This window comes from Dyella sp. S184 (assembly GCF_009766065.1).
GTDB lineage: Bacteria > Pseudomonadota > Gammaproteobacteria > Xanthomonadales > Rhodanobacteraceae > Rhodanobacter.
Genome location: NZ_LMUE01000012.1, coordinates 53,133 through 69,912, shown reverse-complemented (window position 1 = coordinate 69,912; position 16,780 = coordinate 53,133). Strand labels below are relative to the sequence as shown.

Sequence of the window (16,780 nt, the reverse complement as noted above, 5' to 3'; positions counted from 1 at the left end):
CGCGTATAATTGCCCGCTTGCTCTGCCGATAGCCCCGCATGTCGATCGTCAACATCTCCGCCTACAAATTCATCAGCCTGGACGGCCTGCCCGCGCTGCGCGAGCGGCTGCGTGAGCGCTGCGAAGCGCTGGCGCTGAAAGGCACGATCCTGCTGGCACCCGAAGGCATCAACCTGTTCCTCGCCGGCAGTCGCGCATCGATCGATGACTTCATCGCCAGCTTGCATGAAGATCCGCGCTTCACCGATATCGAACCGAAGGAGTCCTTGTCCGACGAGGTGCCGTTCGGCCGCCTGCGGGTGCGCCTGAAGCAGGAAATCATCACCATGCGACTGCCGACGGTCCGTCCCGAAGGCGGTCGCGCACCCGCGGTGGACGCACCCACGCTGCAGCGCTGGTTGGATCAGGGCCATGATGACGACGGTCGTGAAGTCGTATTGCTGGATACCCGCAACGACTACGAGGTCGAGGTCGGCAAGTTCCCGCAGGCAGTGGATTACCGCATCGCCAGCTTCACCGAGTTTCCCGCGGCGATCGCTGCCGATCGCGCACGCTACGACGACAAGACCATCGTCTCGTACTGCACCGGCGGCATCCGTTGCGAGAAGGCCGCGCTGCACATGCAGGACCTCGGCATGCCACACGTCTACCAGCTCGAAGGCGGCATCCTGAAATACCTGGAACAGACCGACGGCACACACTGGCGCGGCGACTGCTTCGTGTTCGATGGACGCGTTGCAGTCGACAGCGCACTGACGCCAGCCGGCATCCCGATGCCCGCACCACGCGCCAAGGACAAGGACCCCGACGCATGAGCCTGTACATGGAGACGCATGGCCACGGCCCGGTGCCGATGGTGCTTCTGCATGGCTGGGCGATGCACGGTGGCGTGCTGGCGCCGCTGGTCGAGGCGCTGGAAGCACACTGCACGATGTACGTGGTCGACCTGCCCGGCCATGGCTACTCACGCGATTGCGGGCTGCCGCTGGAGCCGAGTACCTGCGCCGCGGCGATTGCCGCGATCACGCCACCAGCAATCTGGCTGGGCTGGTCGCTGGGTGGACTGATCGCGTTGACTGCCGCCCTGGATCTGCCTCAGCAGGTGCGCGGCCTGGCGATGCTGTGCGCCACGCCGCGCTTCGTGCGCGATGCCAGCTGGCCGTATGGCAACGATGCCGCGATGGTGCAGCAGTTGGCCACCGATCTGGAAACCGATTACCACGGCACGATCGAACGCTTCCTCGCGCTGGAGGCGATGGGCAGTGCCGATCCACGCGCCGAACTGCGCCAGCTGCGCACGCTGGTGTTCGCCCGTGGCGAACCCGATCTGCGCGTGTTGCAGGAAGGCATCCGCATCCTGAGCACCGGCGACCGCCGCGCCGGCTTGCCTGACCTCCGTGTACCGAGTGCATGGATCGCCGGTCGCCGTGACCGGCTGGTGCATCCGCAGGCGATGCAATGGTCCGCCAGCCAATGCGGCGGCAGCTACGACGAAATCGAACGCGCCGGCCACGCACCGTTCTTCGGCCATGCCGATGCGGTGGCACAGGCACTCCAGCCCTTGCTGGCACACATCCATCCAGGGCAGGCCCGATGAGCGACTTCCACCTCGACCGCCAGCTGGTGCGCCGTCACTTCGGCCGCGCCGCCAAAAGCTACGAACAGCATGACGTACTGCAGCGTGAAGTACAGGCCGCCCTGCTGGAACGTCTGGACTTCTATACGCAGGCACCGCAACGCGTGATCGACGTGGGCGCCGGCACAGGCCGCGGCAGCGCGCTGCTGAAGCAGCGTTATACCAAGGCCGAGGTGATCGCTGTCGACCTCGCCCTGCCGATGCTGCGCGCCGCGAAGCAGCATGCGAGCTGGCTCAAGCCGTTCCAGCGCGTCTGCGCCGAAGCTACCGCACTGCCGCTGCCCGACCACAGCGTCGACGTGCTGCATTCCAACCTGTGCTTCCAGTGGATCGACGACCTGCCCGCGCTGTTCAACGAATGCGTGCGCGTGCTGCAACCTGGCGGCCTGCTGGCGTTCTCCACCTTCGGTCCGGACACGTTGAAAGAACTGCGCGCATCGTGGGCCGAAGCCGACCAGCAGCCGCACGTCAGCCGCTTCCTCGACATGCACGATGTCGGCGACGCCATGCTCAGCGCGGGCCTGCGCGATCCCGTATTGGACGTGTTCCGCTACACCCTGACCTATAGCGAACCGCGCAAACTGCTCGAAGAACTGCAGGGCCTCGGCGCCACGAATGCCGACAGCACACGCGAACGCGGCCTCACCGGCAAGTCACGCTACCAGCGCATGCTCGCCTCCTACGAGGCGATGCGTGTGGATGGTCGCATTTCGGCGACGTGGGAAGTGGTTACCGCCCATGCATGGGGGCCACCCGTCGGCCAGCCGCGGCGTGGTGCTGATGGCGGCGAGATTGCCAGCTTTTCGATCGACAATCTGCGCGGGTCGAGACGGCGCTGAAATCGAAAGCCTTGCGCAATCCGGAAGGCCCGCCTTGGGTTGAAAGCTCACGCTAACCTTCCTGCCGTCACTTATTCGGCGATCTTCACGGCGGATGCGCAAGGTCTTCCTCGTATCCCATCAGTTGGATGACCCTGCCGCGAATGGTGCCAACCTTTTCGTGGATGGCGGCCCAACGGTCCAGCGTACCCATTTGACCTCCCGACGCGTTCGGCCAAAACTGGTTCGAAAAGGCTGACTCGCTGTCACGCCATGCAATCCAACTACGTTCGGCCTCCTGTAGCTTGACCTGATCTTGTGCATTCAACTTATGCAGAAGGTGCTGATAAACGACATTCAGTTCGGCATCCCATTTTTCGTATGCCTTTCCTTCAACATCGATCATCGCGTAGGTGCTGCCATTTGTCTGGTCCATGGCTTTGTCATACCAAACATCGATCGGATACCTTGGCTTGTCATCTGCCCTTACACAAAATGTCGCAAAAAGACCTATCGCAAGAGCGAACATCCAGACCTTCATAACCATCCCCCATGGCTAAAGTTGTTCTCAATGTCGTACCGATTTGTGGCGAAATGAGGTGCGGAAAAATGCCCGTTCGAGTCGAGAGCAGTCATTCACGAGAAAAACTGCTCACTTCTTCCCGCCACATGCCTTGTGCCGGAAACACCCGACGAGATGATCATTGATCATCCCGGTCGCCTGCAGCAATGAATAGCAGATCGTCGTGCCGACGAAGCGGAAACCGCGCTTCTTCAGCGCCTTGCTCATGCGGTCGGACAACTCGGTGCTGGCCGGCACTTCGCTCTTGTCGCGCCAGCGATTGACCAGCGGCTTGCCGTCGACGAATGACCACAGGTAGACGTCCAGACTGCCGAACTCCTCGATTACTTCCAGTGCGACTTTCGCGTTGTCGCGCGTCGCCGTCACCTTCAACCGATTGCGGATGATGCCGGGATCGAGCAGCAGCTTTTCCAGTTCACGATCCTTCATCGCGGCGACGCGGGCGATCTCGAAATTGTGGAAGGCCTTGCGGTAGTTCTCGCGCTTGGCCAGCACGGTGCGCCAGGACAGGCCGGCCTGCGCGCCCTCCAGGCACAGGAACTCGAACAGGGCGCGATCGTCGTGCAGCGGCGTTCCCCATTCGGTGTCGTGGTAGTGGCACATCAAAGCATCGCTGCTGATGGCCCAGTGGCAGCGTGGCAGATCGGATGGCATGGTCATGGCAGGCACTGACTGAGTGGGAAACAAGGCACGCGGGTACGCCGGCACACCCTAGCCGACACCGCTAGACTTGTCGCTCCCTCCCGGCTGTATCGTCATGTCCCCTCTTTCGTCATCACAGCGCAGTGCCGTCCCTGCGCTGCTCGTCACCATCCTGCTCTGGGCTTACAGCTGGATCGTGATGAAGCAGGTGTGGCGCACGCGGGGCCGTTCGATTTCGCCGCATTGCGTTACCTGCTTGGCACGAGCGTGCTGTTTGCCGCCCTGCTGGTCTCGCGGCAATCGCTGCGGCCACCACCTTTGCTGCCGACGATCTTGATCGGTTTGTGCCAGACCGCCGCGTTCCAGGGGCTGGAACAGTGGGCGTTGCTTGATGGTGGTGCCGGCCATGTGGCACTGCTGGCTTACACGATGCCGTTCTGGGCCGTGCTACTGGCGCGGCTGCTGCTCGGCGAAAAGCCGACCCGTCGGCACTGGCTAGGGCTGGCGTTGGCCGCGCTGGGACTGCTGTGCATCATCGAGCCGTGGCACCGCATGGGCAGCGTGCTTAGCACCACGCTGGCGCTGGCCGGTGGTGCCGCCTGGGCGGGCGGTACAGTGCTCAGCAAGCGCCTGTTCCGCACGCATACGCTCTCCGTGCTCAACCTCACCGCGTGGCAGATGCTGGCCGGTGGTGTGGCGTTGGGCATCGTGGCGCTGGCGGTACCGCAGCGCTCGATCGACTGGGACTGGGCTTTCATCGGCGGCCTCGCCTACAGCGTGGTGCTGGCTTCCGCCGTGGCCTGGTGGTTGTGGTCAATCGTGCTGCAGCGGCTGCCCACCACGGTGGCCAGCCTATCCAGCCTCGGCGTGCCGATTGTCAGTGTGCTGTTGGCGTGGATGATCCTGCACGAACAGCCGTCCGTGCTGGAGTTGTTCGGCATCGCGCTGGTGCTGCTGGGACTGGTCGCGGTCAGCGGGATCGGCGCACGGCAACGCACGTGATCTGCCATTCAGCCTGCGGGCTTGCATGCAGCGATATCATGTAACGCTGCCGAAACTGAAGAAATGCCGATGCTTGATCTGCCTCAATTATGGACTCATGGAGTCAGCTGGCTGAGTGCCCATGCGGTCGTGCCCTTCCTGGATGTGGTGCATCTGAACGGGCTGGCCGGCGACCCCAACGACATCGCCGCGTCGCTGATGATCGCGGCACTGCAGGTGGGCATCATCGGCTTTCTGTTCCGCCCGCTGGAGACCTGGTTTCCCGCCGAGCACTGGACCGATCGCAAGCTGACCCTGGTCGATCGCAACTACACGCTGCTGATGCTCCTGGGCATCTTCCCGCTGTTCACCTATCTGGTGCTGACCCCGTTCAGCCATTTGTTCGGCGGCGCCGACACCGCTACCTCGAGCACCGGCTCGCCGCTGGCGCTGACGCACTGGATACCGTGGTTCAATCAGCACCCATTCGTGCTGTTTGGGGTCTATTACGTCATCTACGACTTCGTGTACTACTGGATGCACCGCACCCAGCACGCGATCCCGTGGTGGTGGGCGCTGCACAGCATGCATCACAGTACGCGGCAGATGAGCTGCTGGACCAACGATCGCGGCAGCCTGGTCGATGGTTTCATCCAGTCGATGATCCTGGCCGTAGTAGGCCTGGTAATCGGCGTGGACCCGGACGAGTTCGCGTGGCTGATGCTGCTCGGCGAACTGGTGCAGAACTTCTCGCATACGAACACGCGCATCGGTTTCGGCAAAGTGTTCGAGCGGGTATTCGTCGATCCGAAATTCCACCGCCTGCACCACATGCTGGTCGATCCCGAGCGGCCGACCCTGCACATCTGCAACTACGGCCAGGTGTTCTCGATCTGGGACGTGCTGTTCCGCACCTCGTTGTACGGCGAGCCGCTGCGGCCGACCGGCGTGGGTGACCCGGTCGTCGATGCCGACAACGACCACGGCCTGGTCGGCCTGCACTGGGCCGCGCTGAAGCGCTTCTGGGGGGCGGTGCGCTGCATCGAGGGCTGGACGCCCGGCGAGGTGGCGTTCGGCGAAGGCTACCGGCCGATTCCGGTGAGCAAGCTGGACCTGCATATTTTCGAACACAAGTCGCCAGGCGCAACCGCCGCCGAAGCACATCAAGCCAGCAACGCCACATCCGCTGAAGTAGCCTGACGCCCTGCTTTCGCAGGGCAGGCTCTAGTACCAGGGCAACGCCTGCAGATCGACGTTGCCACCGGTCAGCACCACGCCCACCCTGCGACCGGCGAAGCGCTCGCGCTGCTGCAGGATCGCCGCCAGCACGGTGGCGCTGGACACTTCCACCACCTGCTTCAGCTCCGACCACAGCAGCTGCATCGCTGCGATGGTTTCTGCATCGCTGACGGTGATCACGTTCACCTGATGGGCACGCAAGGCGTCGAGATTGCGTTCGCCGACCAGCGCACGCAGTCCGTCGCACAGCGTGTCCGGCACCATCGTGGTGACGCGTGAACCATGCGCCAGCGATTGCGCGGCATCGTCTGCACCTAGTGGCTCGGCACCGAACAAGGCCAGCGAGGGATGGATTGCATGTGCGGCAATCGCCGCGCCGCTGGCCAGACCACCACCGCCCACCGGCGTGATCAGCGCGCCCAGCCCCCGCACTTGTTGCAACAACTCCAGCACCAGGGTGCCCTGGCCTGCCATAACCTGAGTGTCGGCATACGGGTGCACCAGCACCGCGCCGGTGGTCTTTTCCACTTCGGCCGTCATCGCCTCACGGGCGGCCTGGGTCGGCGCGCAGCGATGCAGGATTGCGCCGGCGCGCTCGATCGCTTCGATCTTCGCGCGTACCGCGCCTTCCGGCACCACCACATGCGCAGCGATGCCGCGAGTCGCCGCGGCCATCGCCAGCGCATTGCCGTGGTTGCCGGAGGAATGGGTGACCACGCCGTGCGCGGCCTGCTCATCACTCAACGCCCATACCGCATTGCAGGCGCCGCGGAACTTGAACGCGCCGCCGCGCTGCAGGTTCTCGCATTTGAAGTGCAGCTCGGCGCCACTCAGCGCATCCAGCGCCTCGCTGCGCAACACCGGCGTGACCCGTGCATGCGGTGCGATGCGCGCAGCGGCATCACGTATCTGTTCAAAACTTGGCAACGCACCCAGCGATGAACTCATGGCAACTCGACCTCCACACCACAACGGAAACTGCGCTCGGCACCGGGCAGCAAACGGATCGCGTCGGCGCATTCGGGGCGATTGAATGCATCGGCCATGCACTCCATCGGCTCCAGCGCGATAGCGCGGCGCGCATCGCGGCTTATCGTGTCGGCGGTGAATGCGTGCATCACGCCGTGTTCCTGCCACACCGCGATGCCAAGCCCGCTGGATGGATCGCGCAGATGGGTCCGGATGCGGCCATCGGGGTCGGCTATCAGGTTCGTGTATTCATGATCGAGAATGCTGTCGCCGAGCAGCCGCGGCTTGCGGAAATCCAGCGCAGGCACATCGTCCAGTGCCACGAACGCCGCCGCGCCGGGCAGCGCGATCAGATCGGCATCGGTACGGATCAGCGTCTGCGCGGGAATCTGCAACTGCCAGCCATCGACCGTGCTGTCGGCCAGCCGGAAGTACGGATGCCAGCCGAAGAAGCACGGTGCCGCGCTGTCGCCGACGTTGCGCATGCGCACCTCCAGGGTGATCCCGCCAGCATCCAGCGTGAACGTCACCGTCAGATCGATCGCATGCAGATAACCGGGCTGCGGACGGATCGAACTCGTGCCCAAGGTCACCCACGCCGCGTGTTCATCCGCCTCGAGTGCCGTGATGTCGAACTCCGTGTCGCGCACGAAGCCATGCCGGCTGGCGCGGGCGGCACCGACGATACCGGGCTGCAGATCCTGCAGCTGGCCATCGAAGTGGTAGCGTGCATCGGCAATCCGCCCGGCGAACGGCACCATGATCGCGAAACGCGAACCGGGTCGACTGGCCACCTCGGCAGCATCGCGGTAGCCGTCGGCCAGATCACGCATGCTCCCATCCAGCGCCACCTCGAAACTGAGCAGCGCCGCGCCATGACGCGCGATGCGCAGGCGCCGGCTAGCGCCGGGACCGGTCAGCGCCACGATCTCCTGGTCGCCCAGCCGGGCGCGCTCGGCGGTATATGGCGTTGCGTTCGTTGGCATCTGCGGGTTCTCCTGCCGTTAAAGCGCCCCATGTTAGCCTGATCATTATCCGCCCCCACTGTTGTCCGCATGCACGCACTTTCCGAGCAAGTCCCTGCACTGATCCGTCTCAGCGATTACCGTGCACCCGCCTGGCGGGTCGAGACGGTCGAACTGGATTTCGACCTCGGCATCGATGCCACCGAACTGTTCGCACGCCTGCTGTTGCGCCGTGATCCCGCGCAGACAACGCCGCTGCGGCTGGACGGCGAGAACCTGCAGCTGCTGTCGATCGCACTGGATGGTGAGCAGCTGCCCGCCACCGCGTACCGCTACGTCGGCAACGTGCTGGAAGTCGATGGTGCCCATGACGGCAGCGTGCTGGAAACGCGCGTGCGACTGCGCCCGGCCGCGAACACCGCGCTGGAAGGCCTCTACCTGTCCGGCTCGCGCGAGGCCGGCTTCCTGCTGACCCAGTGCGAGGCCGAAGGCTTCCGCCACATCACCTTCTTCCCCGACCGGCCCGACGTGCAGTCACGCTACACCGTCACTTTGAGTGCCGACCGCGCACGCTTTCCAGTACTGCTGGCGGGCGGCAACCCCGACGGCGCCGGTGAACTGGAAGGCGGCCGCCATTGGGCTCGTTTCGTCGATCCACACCCCAAACCCAGTTACCTGTTCGCACTAGTCGCCGGTCGTCTGGAAAAGATCGAACGCGACTATGTCACCGCCGATGGACGCGCCGTACAGCTGAAGATTTGGGCCGAGGCCGACGCGATCGACCGCTGCCATTACGCGATGGACGCGCTGGAACGCTCGATGCGCTGGGACGAGCAGGCCTTTGGCCGCAACTACGATCTCGATGTGTTCCACGTCGTCGCCACTCACGATTTCAATATGGGCGCGATGGAGAACAAGGGCCTCAACATCTTCAACGCGAAGTGCCTGCTGGCCAATCCGGATTCGACCACCGATGATGAATACCGACATGTCGAGGCCGTGGTAGCACATGAGTATTTCCACAACTGGAGCGGCAACCGCGTCACCTGCCGCGACTGGTTCCAGCTATCACTGAAGGAAGGGCTCACGGTATTCCGCGAGCAGAGCTTCTCCGCCGACATGAATTCGGCATCGCTGAAGCGCATCGAGGACGTCGCCCTGCTGCGTCGTGCGCAGTTCCCCGAGGATGCCGGCCCGCTGGCGCATGCGGTACGTCCGGCGCAGTACAGCGAGATCAATAATTTCTACACCGCCACGGTGTACGAGAAAGGCTCCGAGCTGGTGCGCATGCTGGCTGGGCGACTAGGCAAGGATGGCTTCCGCTGCGGCATGGATCGCTACTTCGAGCGCAACGATGGCCGCGCCGCCACGCTGGAAGATTTCCTCGGCGCGCTGGGCGAAGCCAACGGGATCGACCTCACGCCATATCTTGCCTGGTACGCCCAGGCCGGCACACCACGGCTGAAGGCGCACGGCCACTACGATGCCGCCCGGCGCGAGTACACGCTCACGCTGGCCCAGCACATCCAGGCCGGCACTGAACACGGGCCGAAGGCGCCTTTGCCAATCCCGGTCAAGCTGTCCCTGTTTACGCGAAACGGTGACATGCTGCCGTTGCATTTGGACGGCCAGCCACCCACCCGTGAAACCGAATGCATGGTGGTGCTGGCACAGGCCGAGCAGAGCTTTGTCTTCAACAACGTCATCACCGCGCCGGTGCCTTCCCTGCTGCGCGGATTCTCCGCGCCGGTGATCCTCGACTTCGACTACACGCCGGACGAACTGGCACTGCTGTTGCGCCACGACATCGACGGCTTCAATCGCTGGGAGGCCGGCCAGCAACTCGCCCTGCGTGCCTACGAAAATCTACGCGACGACACCGCCACCGATGCCCTGCAGGCCTGGGTCGATGCGCTGGTGTTCCTGTTCAACAACGACGCCATCGAAGATGCGTTATTGGCCGACCTGCTGACCCCGCCGGGTGAAATCGAGCTGGCCGAGCACGAGCAGGCGGTCGACCCGCAGCATATCCACATGCTGCGTGAGCGCCTGCAGCAACGGTTGGCCGAGCAGCTGGGCGCGTCGGCATTGCGCCAGCGTTACCAGACGCTGGCCGCGCATGCCAATGCCGAGCTGGATGCTGTCAGCCAGGCGCGACGCCGGCTCAAGCGTCGCGTGCTGGAGCTGTTGAATCTGGTCGACAGCAGCAGCGCCCGCGTGTTGGCCACGGTGCAATATCGGGGCGCGTCCTGCATGACCGACCGGCTCGCCGCACTGACCGTGCTGGTGCGCGGCCATGCCGCGCAGGCAGCACCGGCGCTGATCGATTATCACGCACGCTACGCCGACAACGCGCTGGCGCTGGACAAGTGGTTTGCCGCGCAGGCGCAATTGCCCGGCGATGTCGCGCTGGAACGCGTGCTGCTGCTGGAACGCGACCCGGCATTCACACTGAAGAACCCGAACCGGGTGCAGGCGTTGCTGGGCGCGTTCGTGCGCGGCAATCCGAGTGGCTTTCATCGCATCGACGGTGCTGGTTACCGCTTGCTCGCCGAACGGCTGGTCACGCTGGATGCACTGAATCCGCAGCTCGCGGCGCGACTGGCCACGGCGTTCAACGGTTGGCAGCGACTGGAACCGCAGCGGCGCGAGGCGGCGCGTGCAGCGATTGCCAGACTGGCCGAGCAAGGCGGGCTTTCGCGCAATCTGGCCGAGATCATCGGTAACGTGCTCAATCACTGAGCGGTGGCGGGGCGGCTGTGCACGTGCCTGCCCCGCGGCGTCATCCCCGGTGCACGTGGTGCGATCACCACGCACATGCTCTACATGATTCAGACGGCCAGATGATCCAGCGCTTCGATCAGGCTCTGCATGCGCGATTCCAGACCCGGCTGCAGCGCACCGCGCTCGTTGTCCTGGCGCTCGCTCAGGCCATCGATCGCCATCTCGACCTGACCCAGCTCGACCAGCAGATCGTGATGCGGATAAACCGGTTCGAAGTTGAAGTTCATGTCCATGGTATGTCTCCTTCGCCTTGGTTCGTGTTGGTAGTGGGGTGAATGCATTGCCCGTGCCAATGTGTGATGTTGGTCACGCTTGATCGATGACCCACTTCGCGTGACTGACGCTGCACGTCAACTGCTGCCGCGGCCCGGCACAAAAACCCTCTTCAGTCACCCCTTGTTCACGCGTATGGGGTAAATATCGACACACGTTCCGCGACAGCGCTCGCTGTCTGCGCCAGCAACATTCCGGTTTCTGGCGCTCGGCAATACGGTCATCCTGGATTCCCCCTGTTCCTGAGACCGCCGGGCGCCAGATCTATCAGCACAAGGCCCCGCGGCTGCAAACCGCGGGGCCTTGTCTTTTGGGCCTCATAAAAGACGACGGCACCCCGAGAGGTGCCGTCTTGCTTCCTTTCCCGGTACACAATCGAACCCCTGTCCGTTCGATCTCGGCGCGCGTAGTCGCGCAGCGTCTGCCCGTGAAAGTGCTGATGGAATAAAGCAGGAAACATGCCAATGAACGTGATCGGTCCACATGGGCTTGATGGCGTTACCATGGCGCCCCGTTTCGTCACTTTTTTACTCTGCCAGGGCAGTTTCATGCGTCATCCGACCCGCTACGACGTCATCGTGATCGGCGGCGGCCACGCCGGCACCGAGGCCGCGCTGGCCGCGGCGCGTACGGGTGCACGCACGCTGCTGCTCAGCCACAACATCGAGACGATCGGCCAGATGAGCTGCAATCCGGCGATCGGCGGCATCGGCAAGGGCCATCTGGTCAAGGAGATCGATGCGCTCGGCGGCGCGATGGCGCACGCCGCGGACCGCGCCGGCATCCAGTGGCGCACGCTGAATGCCTCGAAGGGGCCGGCCGTGCGCGCCACCCGTTGCCAGGCCGACCGCGCGCTGTACAAGGCTGCGATCCGCCATATCGTCGAAACCCAGCCCAATCTGGAGCTGTTCCAGCAAGCGGTGGACGACCTCATTATCGAGAACGGCCGCGTCACCGGCGTGGTGACCCAGATGGGCCTGTCATTTGCTGCGACCGCCGTAGTACTCACTGCCGGCACCTTCCTCGCCGGCAAGATCCATATTGGGCCGGCGCAATACGCTGGCGGCCGTGCCGGTGATCCGCCGGCCAGCACGCTGGCCGCCAAACTGCGCGAACTGCCGGTGGCCGCCGATCGCCTGAAGACCGGCACACCACCACGCATCGACCTGCGCAGCATCGATTTCAGCGGCCTCGAGGAACAGCCCGGTGACGATCCGGCGCCGGTGTTCTCCTACCTCGGTACGCGCGACGAACATCCACGCCAGGTCAGCTGCTGGATCACCCACACCGGCGAGCGCACCCACGAACTGATCCGCGGCGCGCTGGATCGCTCGCCGCTGTACACCGGGCAGATCGAAGGTGTCGGCCCGCGCTACTGCCCGTCGATCGAGGACAAGGTGGTGCGCTTTGCCGAGAAGGGCTCGCACCAGATCTTCATCGAACCGGAAGGACTGGACACGTTCGAGGTCTATCCGAACGGCATCTCCACTTCGCTGCCGTTCGATGTGCAGCTGGCGCTGGTGCGTTCGATCAAGGGTTTCGAGAACGCGCATATCACCCGACCGGGCTACGCGATCGAGTATGACTACTTCGACCCGCGCGGACTGCAGCCATGGCTGGAGACGAAAGCCATTCCCGGCCTGTACTTCGCCGGCCAGATCAACGGTACCACCGGCTATGAGGAAGCCGGCGCGCAGGGGCTTGTCGCCGGCCTCAATGCGGCACTCGCCGTGCAGGGCAAGGCGCCGTGGTATCCACGTCGCGACGAGGCCTATATCGGCGTGCTGATCGACGATCTCACCAGCAACGGCACCATCGAGCCGTACCGCATGTTCACCTCGCGTGCCGAGTACCGCCTGCATCTGCGCGAGGACAACGCCGACCTGCGGCTCACCGAAACCGGCCACGCGCTGGGCGTGGTGCCGCAGGCACGTTTCGATGCACTGCGCGCGAAGCGCGCGGCGGTCGAACGCGAGACACAACGCCTGGGCGCGCTGTGGGCCGCGCCGAACAATGCGCTCGGTGCAGCGATCGAGCGCCAGCTCGGCATCGCGGTAAGCCGTGAGACCAATGTGCTGGACCTGCTGCGCCGCCCGGAACTGGACTACGCGAAACTCACCAGCGTCGCCGAACTCGGTCCGGCGGTGGAGCGCGAGGATGTCGCCGCCCAAGTCGAGGTGCAGACCAAGTATTCCGGCTATCTGGAACGCCAGCGCGAGGAGATCGAGCGCCAGCGCCGGCACGAGCATACGGCGATCCCTGTCAGCTTCGACTACGACAAGGTGCGCGGCCTGTCGGCCGAGGTGCTGCTGAAGCTCAAGCGCACGCAGCCGGCCACGCTCGGCCAGGCCGCCCGCGTCAGCGGCGTCACGCCCGCCGCGATCTCGCTGCTGCTGGTGCATCTGAAGCGCCACGCCGCCTGACGCAATCCATCCCGGCGTGCTGCACTGGTACCTGCATCATGCAGAATCCGCCAACACTCATGGCATCATGCCCACTTTGACCAGCTTGGGGAGTGTGCTCGATGGAAATCTGGATCGGTCGTGATGGCGAGCGGCATGGCCCGTACAAAGAAGACGATGTGCGCCAGTGGTTGCGCAGCGGCCAGCTCAGCCGTGAGGATCTGGCGTGGTACGAAGGCCTCGCCGACTGGCAGCCGCTGTCGGTGTTGTTCGCCGATGAAGTGCGCACCGCGCCGCCGACCGCCAATCCCTATTCGGCACCTACCGCGCCGCTGCTGCCGCTGCCGCAGACCAATGCTGCCGCGCTGGAGGACTATGCCGGCTTCTGGAAACGCGTGGGCGCTTACATTCTCGACGCCATCATCCTGTACTTCCCTTCCCTGCTGATCCAGAAAATGATGGGAGTTGATGCGGCCAAGCTGGCGATGACACAGGCCATCACCAACGCCGCTGGCGATCCGCATCTCATGCTGGCTGCACAACAGGCTTTCTATGCCGCGATGTGGCCGGCGATCCTGCTCGGCATCCTGATCGACTGGGCTTACTTTGCCGTATGCGAAAGCTCGACCTGGCAGGCCAGCATCGGCAAGCTGGCGCTCGGTATCCGTGTCACCGACCTGCAGGGCCATCGGATCAGCTTCATGCGTGCACTGGGGCGCTATCCGGCCAAGATACTCAGCGGCCTCATCCTGTGCATCGGCTTTCTGATGGTGGCCTGGACCCAGCGCAAGCAGGGTTTGCACGACATCATGGTCGGCACCCTCGTGCTGAATGGCCGCGCCAGCGAGTTCAAGCCGACCCAAGCCTCCTCCGGCAACAGCAACTCGTTCAGCGCCTGATCGTTTGTTTCCATCCACGGCGCCGCGACCCCGTCGCGGCGCCGTTTTCGTTAGGGGTCCGACATTCGGCTGATGAGGTGTCGAGGCCGCTTGCTATCATCGTCGGCTCGATAGCATTCATCCGGCGCGGCGCGCCATTGCAAGGAACAGAAAGTCACCCATGCTCAGCATCGAACAACGCATTGCCCAGGACATCGCCGCCAAGCCGGAGCAGGTACACGCAGCGGTAGACTTGCTCGACGGCGGTGCCACCGTGCCGTTCATCGCGCGCTACCGCAAGGAAGTCACCGGCGGTCTCGACGACACCCAACTGCGTCTGCTGGAAGAACGCCTGTATTACCTGCGTGAACTGGAGGATCGCCGCAGCGCGATCCTCGCCAGCATCGAGGAACAGGGCAAGCTGAGCGACGCATTGAAGGGTGACATCCTTGCCGCCGACACCAAGGCGCGGCTGGAGGATCTGTATCTGCCGTTCAAGCCCAAGCGCCGCACCAAGGCGCAGATTGCGCGCGAGGCGGGACTGGAGCCGCTGGCGCTGGGCCTGCGTGAGGATCCCACGCTGGCCCCTGAGGCCTTCGCTGAAAAGTTTGTCGATGCGGAGAAAGGCGTGGCCGATGTACGTGCCGCGCTCGACGGCGCGCGCGCGATCCTGATGGAGTCGATCGCCGAAGATGCGCACCTGGTCGGAGAGCTGCGCGACTGGCTGTGGGCGCAGGGGCAGATCCGCGCCAAAGTAGTCGAAGGCAAGGAGAACGAGGGTGCCAAGTTCCGCGACTACTTCGATCACGTCGAACCGGTCGGCAAGATCCCTTCGCACCGACTGCTGGCACTGATGCGCGCGCGCAACGAAGGCGTTCTTGAGCTGGAACTCAGCCCCGCCGCCGACAGCGAACAAGGTCATGCCGAAGGCGAAGGCCGCGTCGCCGCGCACGCCAACATCCACAACCGTGGCCGCGCCGCCGATGCATGGCTGCGCGAAACCGTGCGCCTGACCTGGCGCGTCAAGCTGCACCTGCACCTCACCCTCGACCTGTTCGGCCGCGTGCGCGAAGGCGCCGAGGACGAAGCGATCCGCGTATTCGGCGACAACCTGAAGGACCTGATGCTGGCCGCACCCGCTGGCGCGAGCACGGTGATGGGCCTGGACCCGGGCATCCGTACCGGCGTCAAGGTGGCGGTGGTCGATGCCACCGGCAAGCTGCTCGCCACCGATGTCATCTATCCGCACGAACCACGCCGGCAGTGGAATGAATCCCTCGTGCAACTGGCGAAGCTGTGCCGGCAGCACGGCGTGAATCTGATCGCGATCGGCAACGGCACCGCCTCGCGCGAAACCGACAAGCTGGCTGGCGAGCTGATCAAGAAGCTTCCGGAGGCCAAGCTGTCCAAGATCGTGGTGAGTGAAGCCGGCGCTTCGGTGTATTCCGCTTCGGAACTCGCGGCAAAGGAATTCCCCGAGCTCGACGTGAGCCTGCGTGGCGCCGTCTCCATTGCACGCCGACTGCAGGACCCGCTGGCCGAACTGGTGAAGATCGAACCGAAGGCGATTGGCGTCGGCCAGTACCAGCATGACGTGAACCAGATCAAGCTGGCGCGTGCGCTGGATGCGCGTGTCGAGGATTGCGTCAACGCAGTCGGCGTGGATGTGAATACTGCGTCTGCTGCGTTGCTGTCGCGCGTCGCCGGATTGTCCGCGTCCGTCGCCGAAAATGTCGTGAAGCACCGCGACGCGAACGGCCCATTCGCCAACCGCAAGGCGCTGCTGAAGGTGCCGCGTCTCGGTGACAAGGCCTTCGAGCAGTGCGCCGGCTTCCTCCGCGTACCGAACGGCGACAACCCGCTGGACGCCAGTTCGGTGCACCCGGAGGCTTATCCCGTGGTCGAGAGGATCATCGCCCAGTGTGGCCGCGAGGTACGCAACATCATCGGCGACACCGGTTTCCTGCGCGGCCTGAAACCCGAGCAGTTCACCGACGAAAAATTCGGCGTACCGACCGTGCGTGACATCCTGAAAGAACTGGAGAAGCCCGGCCGCGACCCGCGTCCGGAATTCGTCGCGCCGAGCTTTGCCGAGGGCGTCGAGGACGTGAAGGATCTCAAGCCCGGCATGATCCTCGAAGGCCGCGTCACCAACGTCGCCGCGTTCGGCGCCTTCGTCGACATCGGCGTGCATCAGGACGGCCTGGTGCACATCTCGGCGTTGTCGCACACCTTTGTCAAGGATCCCCGCGACGCCGTCAAGGCCGGCGACATCGTCAAGGTCAAGGTGATGGAGGTCGACCTGCCACGCCAACGCATTGGCCTCAGCATGCGGCTGGACGACGAGCCCGGTCAGGCACGCAGCCGACCGGCTGCCGGTAGCGACACGCCGAGGGGTCAGCGCGATGCACGCCCGCCGGCGCGCAGCAACACGAATAATCCGGCGCCGGCGCCAGGCGGAAACGCGTTGGCTGATGCCTTTGCACGGGCTCGCAAGAACTGACGCCGAGAGCCGGAAAAGATGGTGCGCCTGACCATGCGCATCCGCACGTTTTCCGATATTGTTACGCCCTTGTTACGCGGCCCTCCCGGGCCGCCTTTCCGGGGAGT

General features: G+C 64.3%; 14 protein-coding genes. 9 read left to right on the top strand and 5 right to left on the bottom strand.

Annotated elements, in window-relative coordinates; genetic code table 11:
• The first annotated feature begins 38 nt into the window (after positions 1-38).
• From GSQ75_RS16075 to bioC, 3 genes are read left to right on the top strand one after another with little or no spacing between them, the layout of a single operon-like run.
• A complete protein-coding gene (locus GSQ75_RS16075; protein ID WP_158755898.1) occupies positions 39-815 on the top strand; it encodes a sulfurtransferase in 777 nt (258 codons plus the stop codon).
• Positions 812-1,597, top strand: a complete 786-nt coding sequence (bioH, locus tag GSQ75_RS16070; protein WP_158755897.1) for a pimeloyl-ACP methyl ester esterase BioH — start codon at positions 812-814, stop codon at positions 1,595-1,597. The genes GSQ75_RS16075 and bioH overlap by 4 nt, the downstream gene beginning before the upstream one ends.
• Entirely contained in the window at positions 1,594-2,475 is an 882-nt protein-coding gene (bioC, locus tag GSQ75_RS16065) for a malonyl-ACP O-methyltransferase BioC (protein ID WP_158755896.1), read from the top strand. The genes bioH and bioC overlap by 4 nt, the downstream gene beginning before the upstream one ends.
• An 85-nt stretch (positions 2,476-2,560) precedes the next feature.
• On the opposite strand, the gene GSQ75_RS16060 is transcribed toward bioC, so the two are convergent.
• Positions 2,561-2,995, bottom strand: a complete 435-nt coding sequence (locus tag GSQ75_RS16060; RefSeq protein WP_158755895.1) for a lysozyme inhibitor LprI family protein — start codon at positions 2,993-2,995, stop codon at positions 2,561-2,563.
• 111 nt (positions 2,996-3,106) lie between these two features.
• Positions 3,107-3,697 (bottom strand): DNA-3-methyladenine glycosylase I, encoded by a 591-nt coding sequence (locus GSQ75_RS16055; protein ID WP_158755894.1) that lies wholly within the window; start codon positions 3,695-3,697, stop codon positions 3,107-3,109.
• 192 nt (positions 3,698-3,889) lie between these two features.
• Here GSQ75_RS16055 and GSQ75_RS16050 point away from each other — a divergent pair, with 192 nt between their 5' ends.
• Together GSQ75_RS16050 and GSQ75_RS16045 are read left to right on the top strand one after the other, a co-directional pair.
• A complete protein-coding gene (locus tag GSQ75_RS16050; RefSeq protein ID WP_254058612.1) occupies positions 3,890-4,681 on the top strand; it encodes a DMT family transporter in 792 nt (263 codons plus the stop codon).
• Positions 4,682-4,750: 69 nt separating this feature from the next.
• A complete protein-coding gene (locus GSQ75_RS16045; protein ID WP_158755893.1) occupies positions 4,751-5,860 on the top strand; it encodes a sterol desaturase family protein in 1,110 nt (369 codons plus the stop codon).
• A gap of 24 nt (positions 5,861-5,884) precedes the next feature.
• Here GSQ75_RS16045 and GSQ75_RS16040 read toward each other — a convergent pair whose 3' ends face one another.
• Positions 5,885-6,847: a pyridoxal-phosphate dependent enzyme gene (locus GSQ75_RS16040; protein WP_174236747.1), complete on the bottom strand. Its 963-nt coding sequence runs from the start codon at positions 6,845-6,847 to the stop codon at positions 5,885-5,887.
• Entirely contained in the window at positions 6,844-7,854 is a 1,011-nt protein-coding gene (locus tag GSQ75_RS16035) for an aldose epimerase (protein ID WP_158755892.1), read from the bottom strand. The genes GSQ75_RS16040 and GSQ75_RS16035 overlap by 4 nt, the downstream gene beginning before the upstream one ends.
• A gap of 69 nt (positions 7,855-7,923) precedes the next feature.
• On the opposite strand from GSQ75_RS16035, the gene pepN reads away from it, so the two are divergent.
• On the top strand, positions 7,924-10,575 hold the full coding sequence (gene pepN / locus GSQ75_RS16030; protein ID WP_158755891.1) for an aminopeptidase N: 2,652 nt from the start codon (positions 7,924-7,926) through the stop codon (positions 10,573-10,575).
• Between the two features lie 89 nt (positions 10,576-10,664).
• On the opposite strand, the gene GSQ75_RS16025 is transcribed toward pepN, so the two are convergent.
• Positions 10,665-10,850 carry a hypothetical protein gene (locus GSQ75_RS16025; protein WP_158755890.1) on the bottom strand — a complete coding sequence of 62 codons (186 nt, stop codon included), beginning with the start codon at positions 10,848-10,850 and terminating at the stop codon, positions 10,665-10,667.
• Positions 10,851-11,438: 588 nt separating this feature from the next.
• Here GSQ75_RS16025 and mnmG point away from each other — a divergent pair.
• From mnmG to GSQ75_RS16010, 3 genes are all read left to right on the top strand, one after another.
• Entirely contained in the window at positions 11,439-13,313 is a 1,875-nt protein-coding gene (mnmG, locus tag GSQ75_RS16020) for a tRNA uridine-5-carboxymethylaminomethyl(34) synthesis enzyme MnmG (RefSeq protein WP_158755889.1), read from the top strand.
• A gap of 101 nt (positions 13,314-13,414) precedes the next feature.
• Positions 13,415-14,191, top strand: coding sequence for an RDD family protein (locus GSQ75_RS16015; RefSeq protein WP_158755888.1), 777 nt, complete (start codon positions 13,415-13,417; stop codon positions 14,189-14,191).
• A gap of 160 nt (positions 14,192-14,351) precedes the next feature.
• Positions 14,352-16,673 carry a Tex family protein gene (locus GSQ75_RS16010; RefSeq protein WP_158755887.1) on the top strand — a complete coding sequence of 774 codons (2,322 nt, stop codon included), beginning with the start codon at positions 14,352-14,354 and terminating at the stop codon, positions 16,671-16,673.
• Positions 16,674-16,780: the final 107 nt, after the last annotated feature.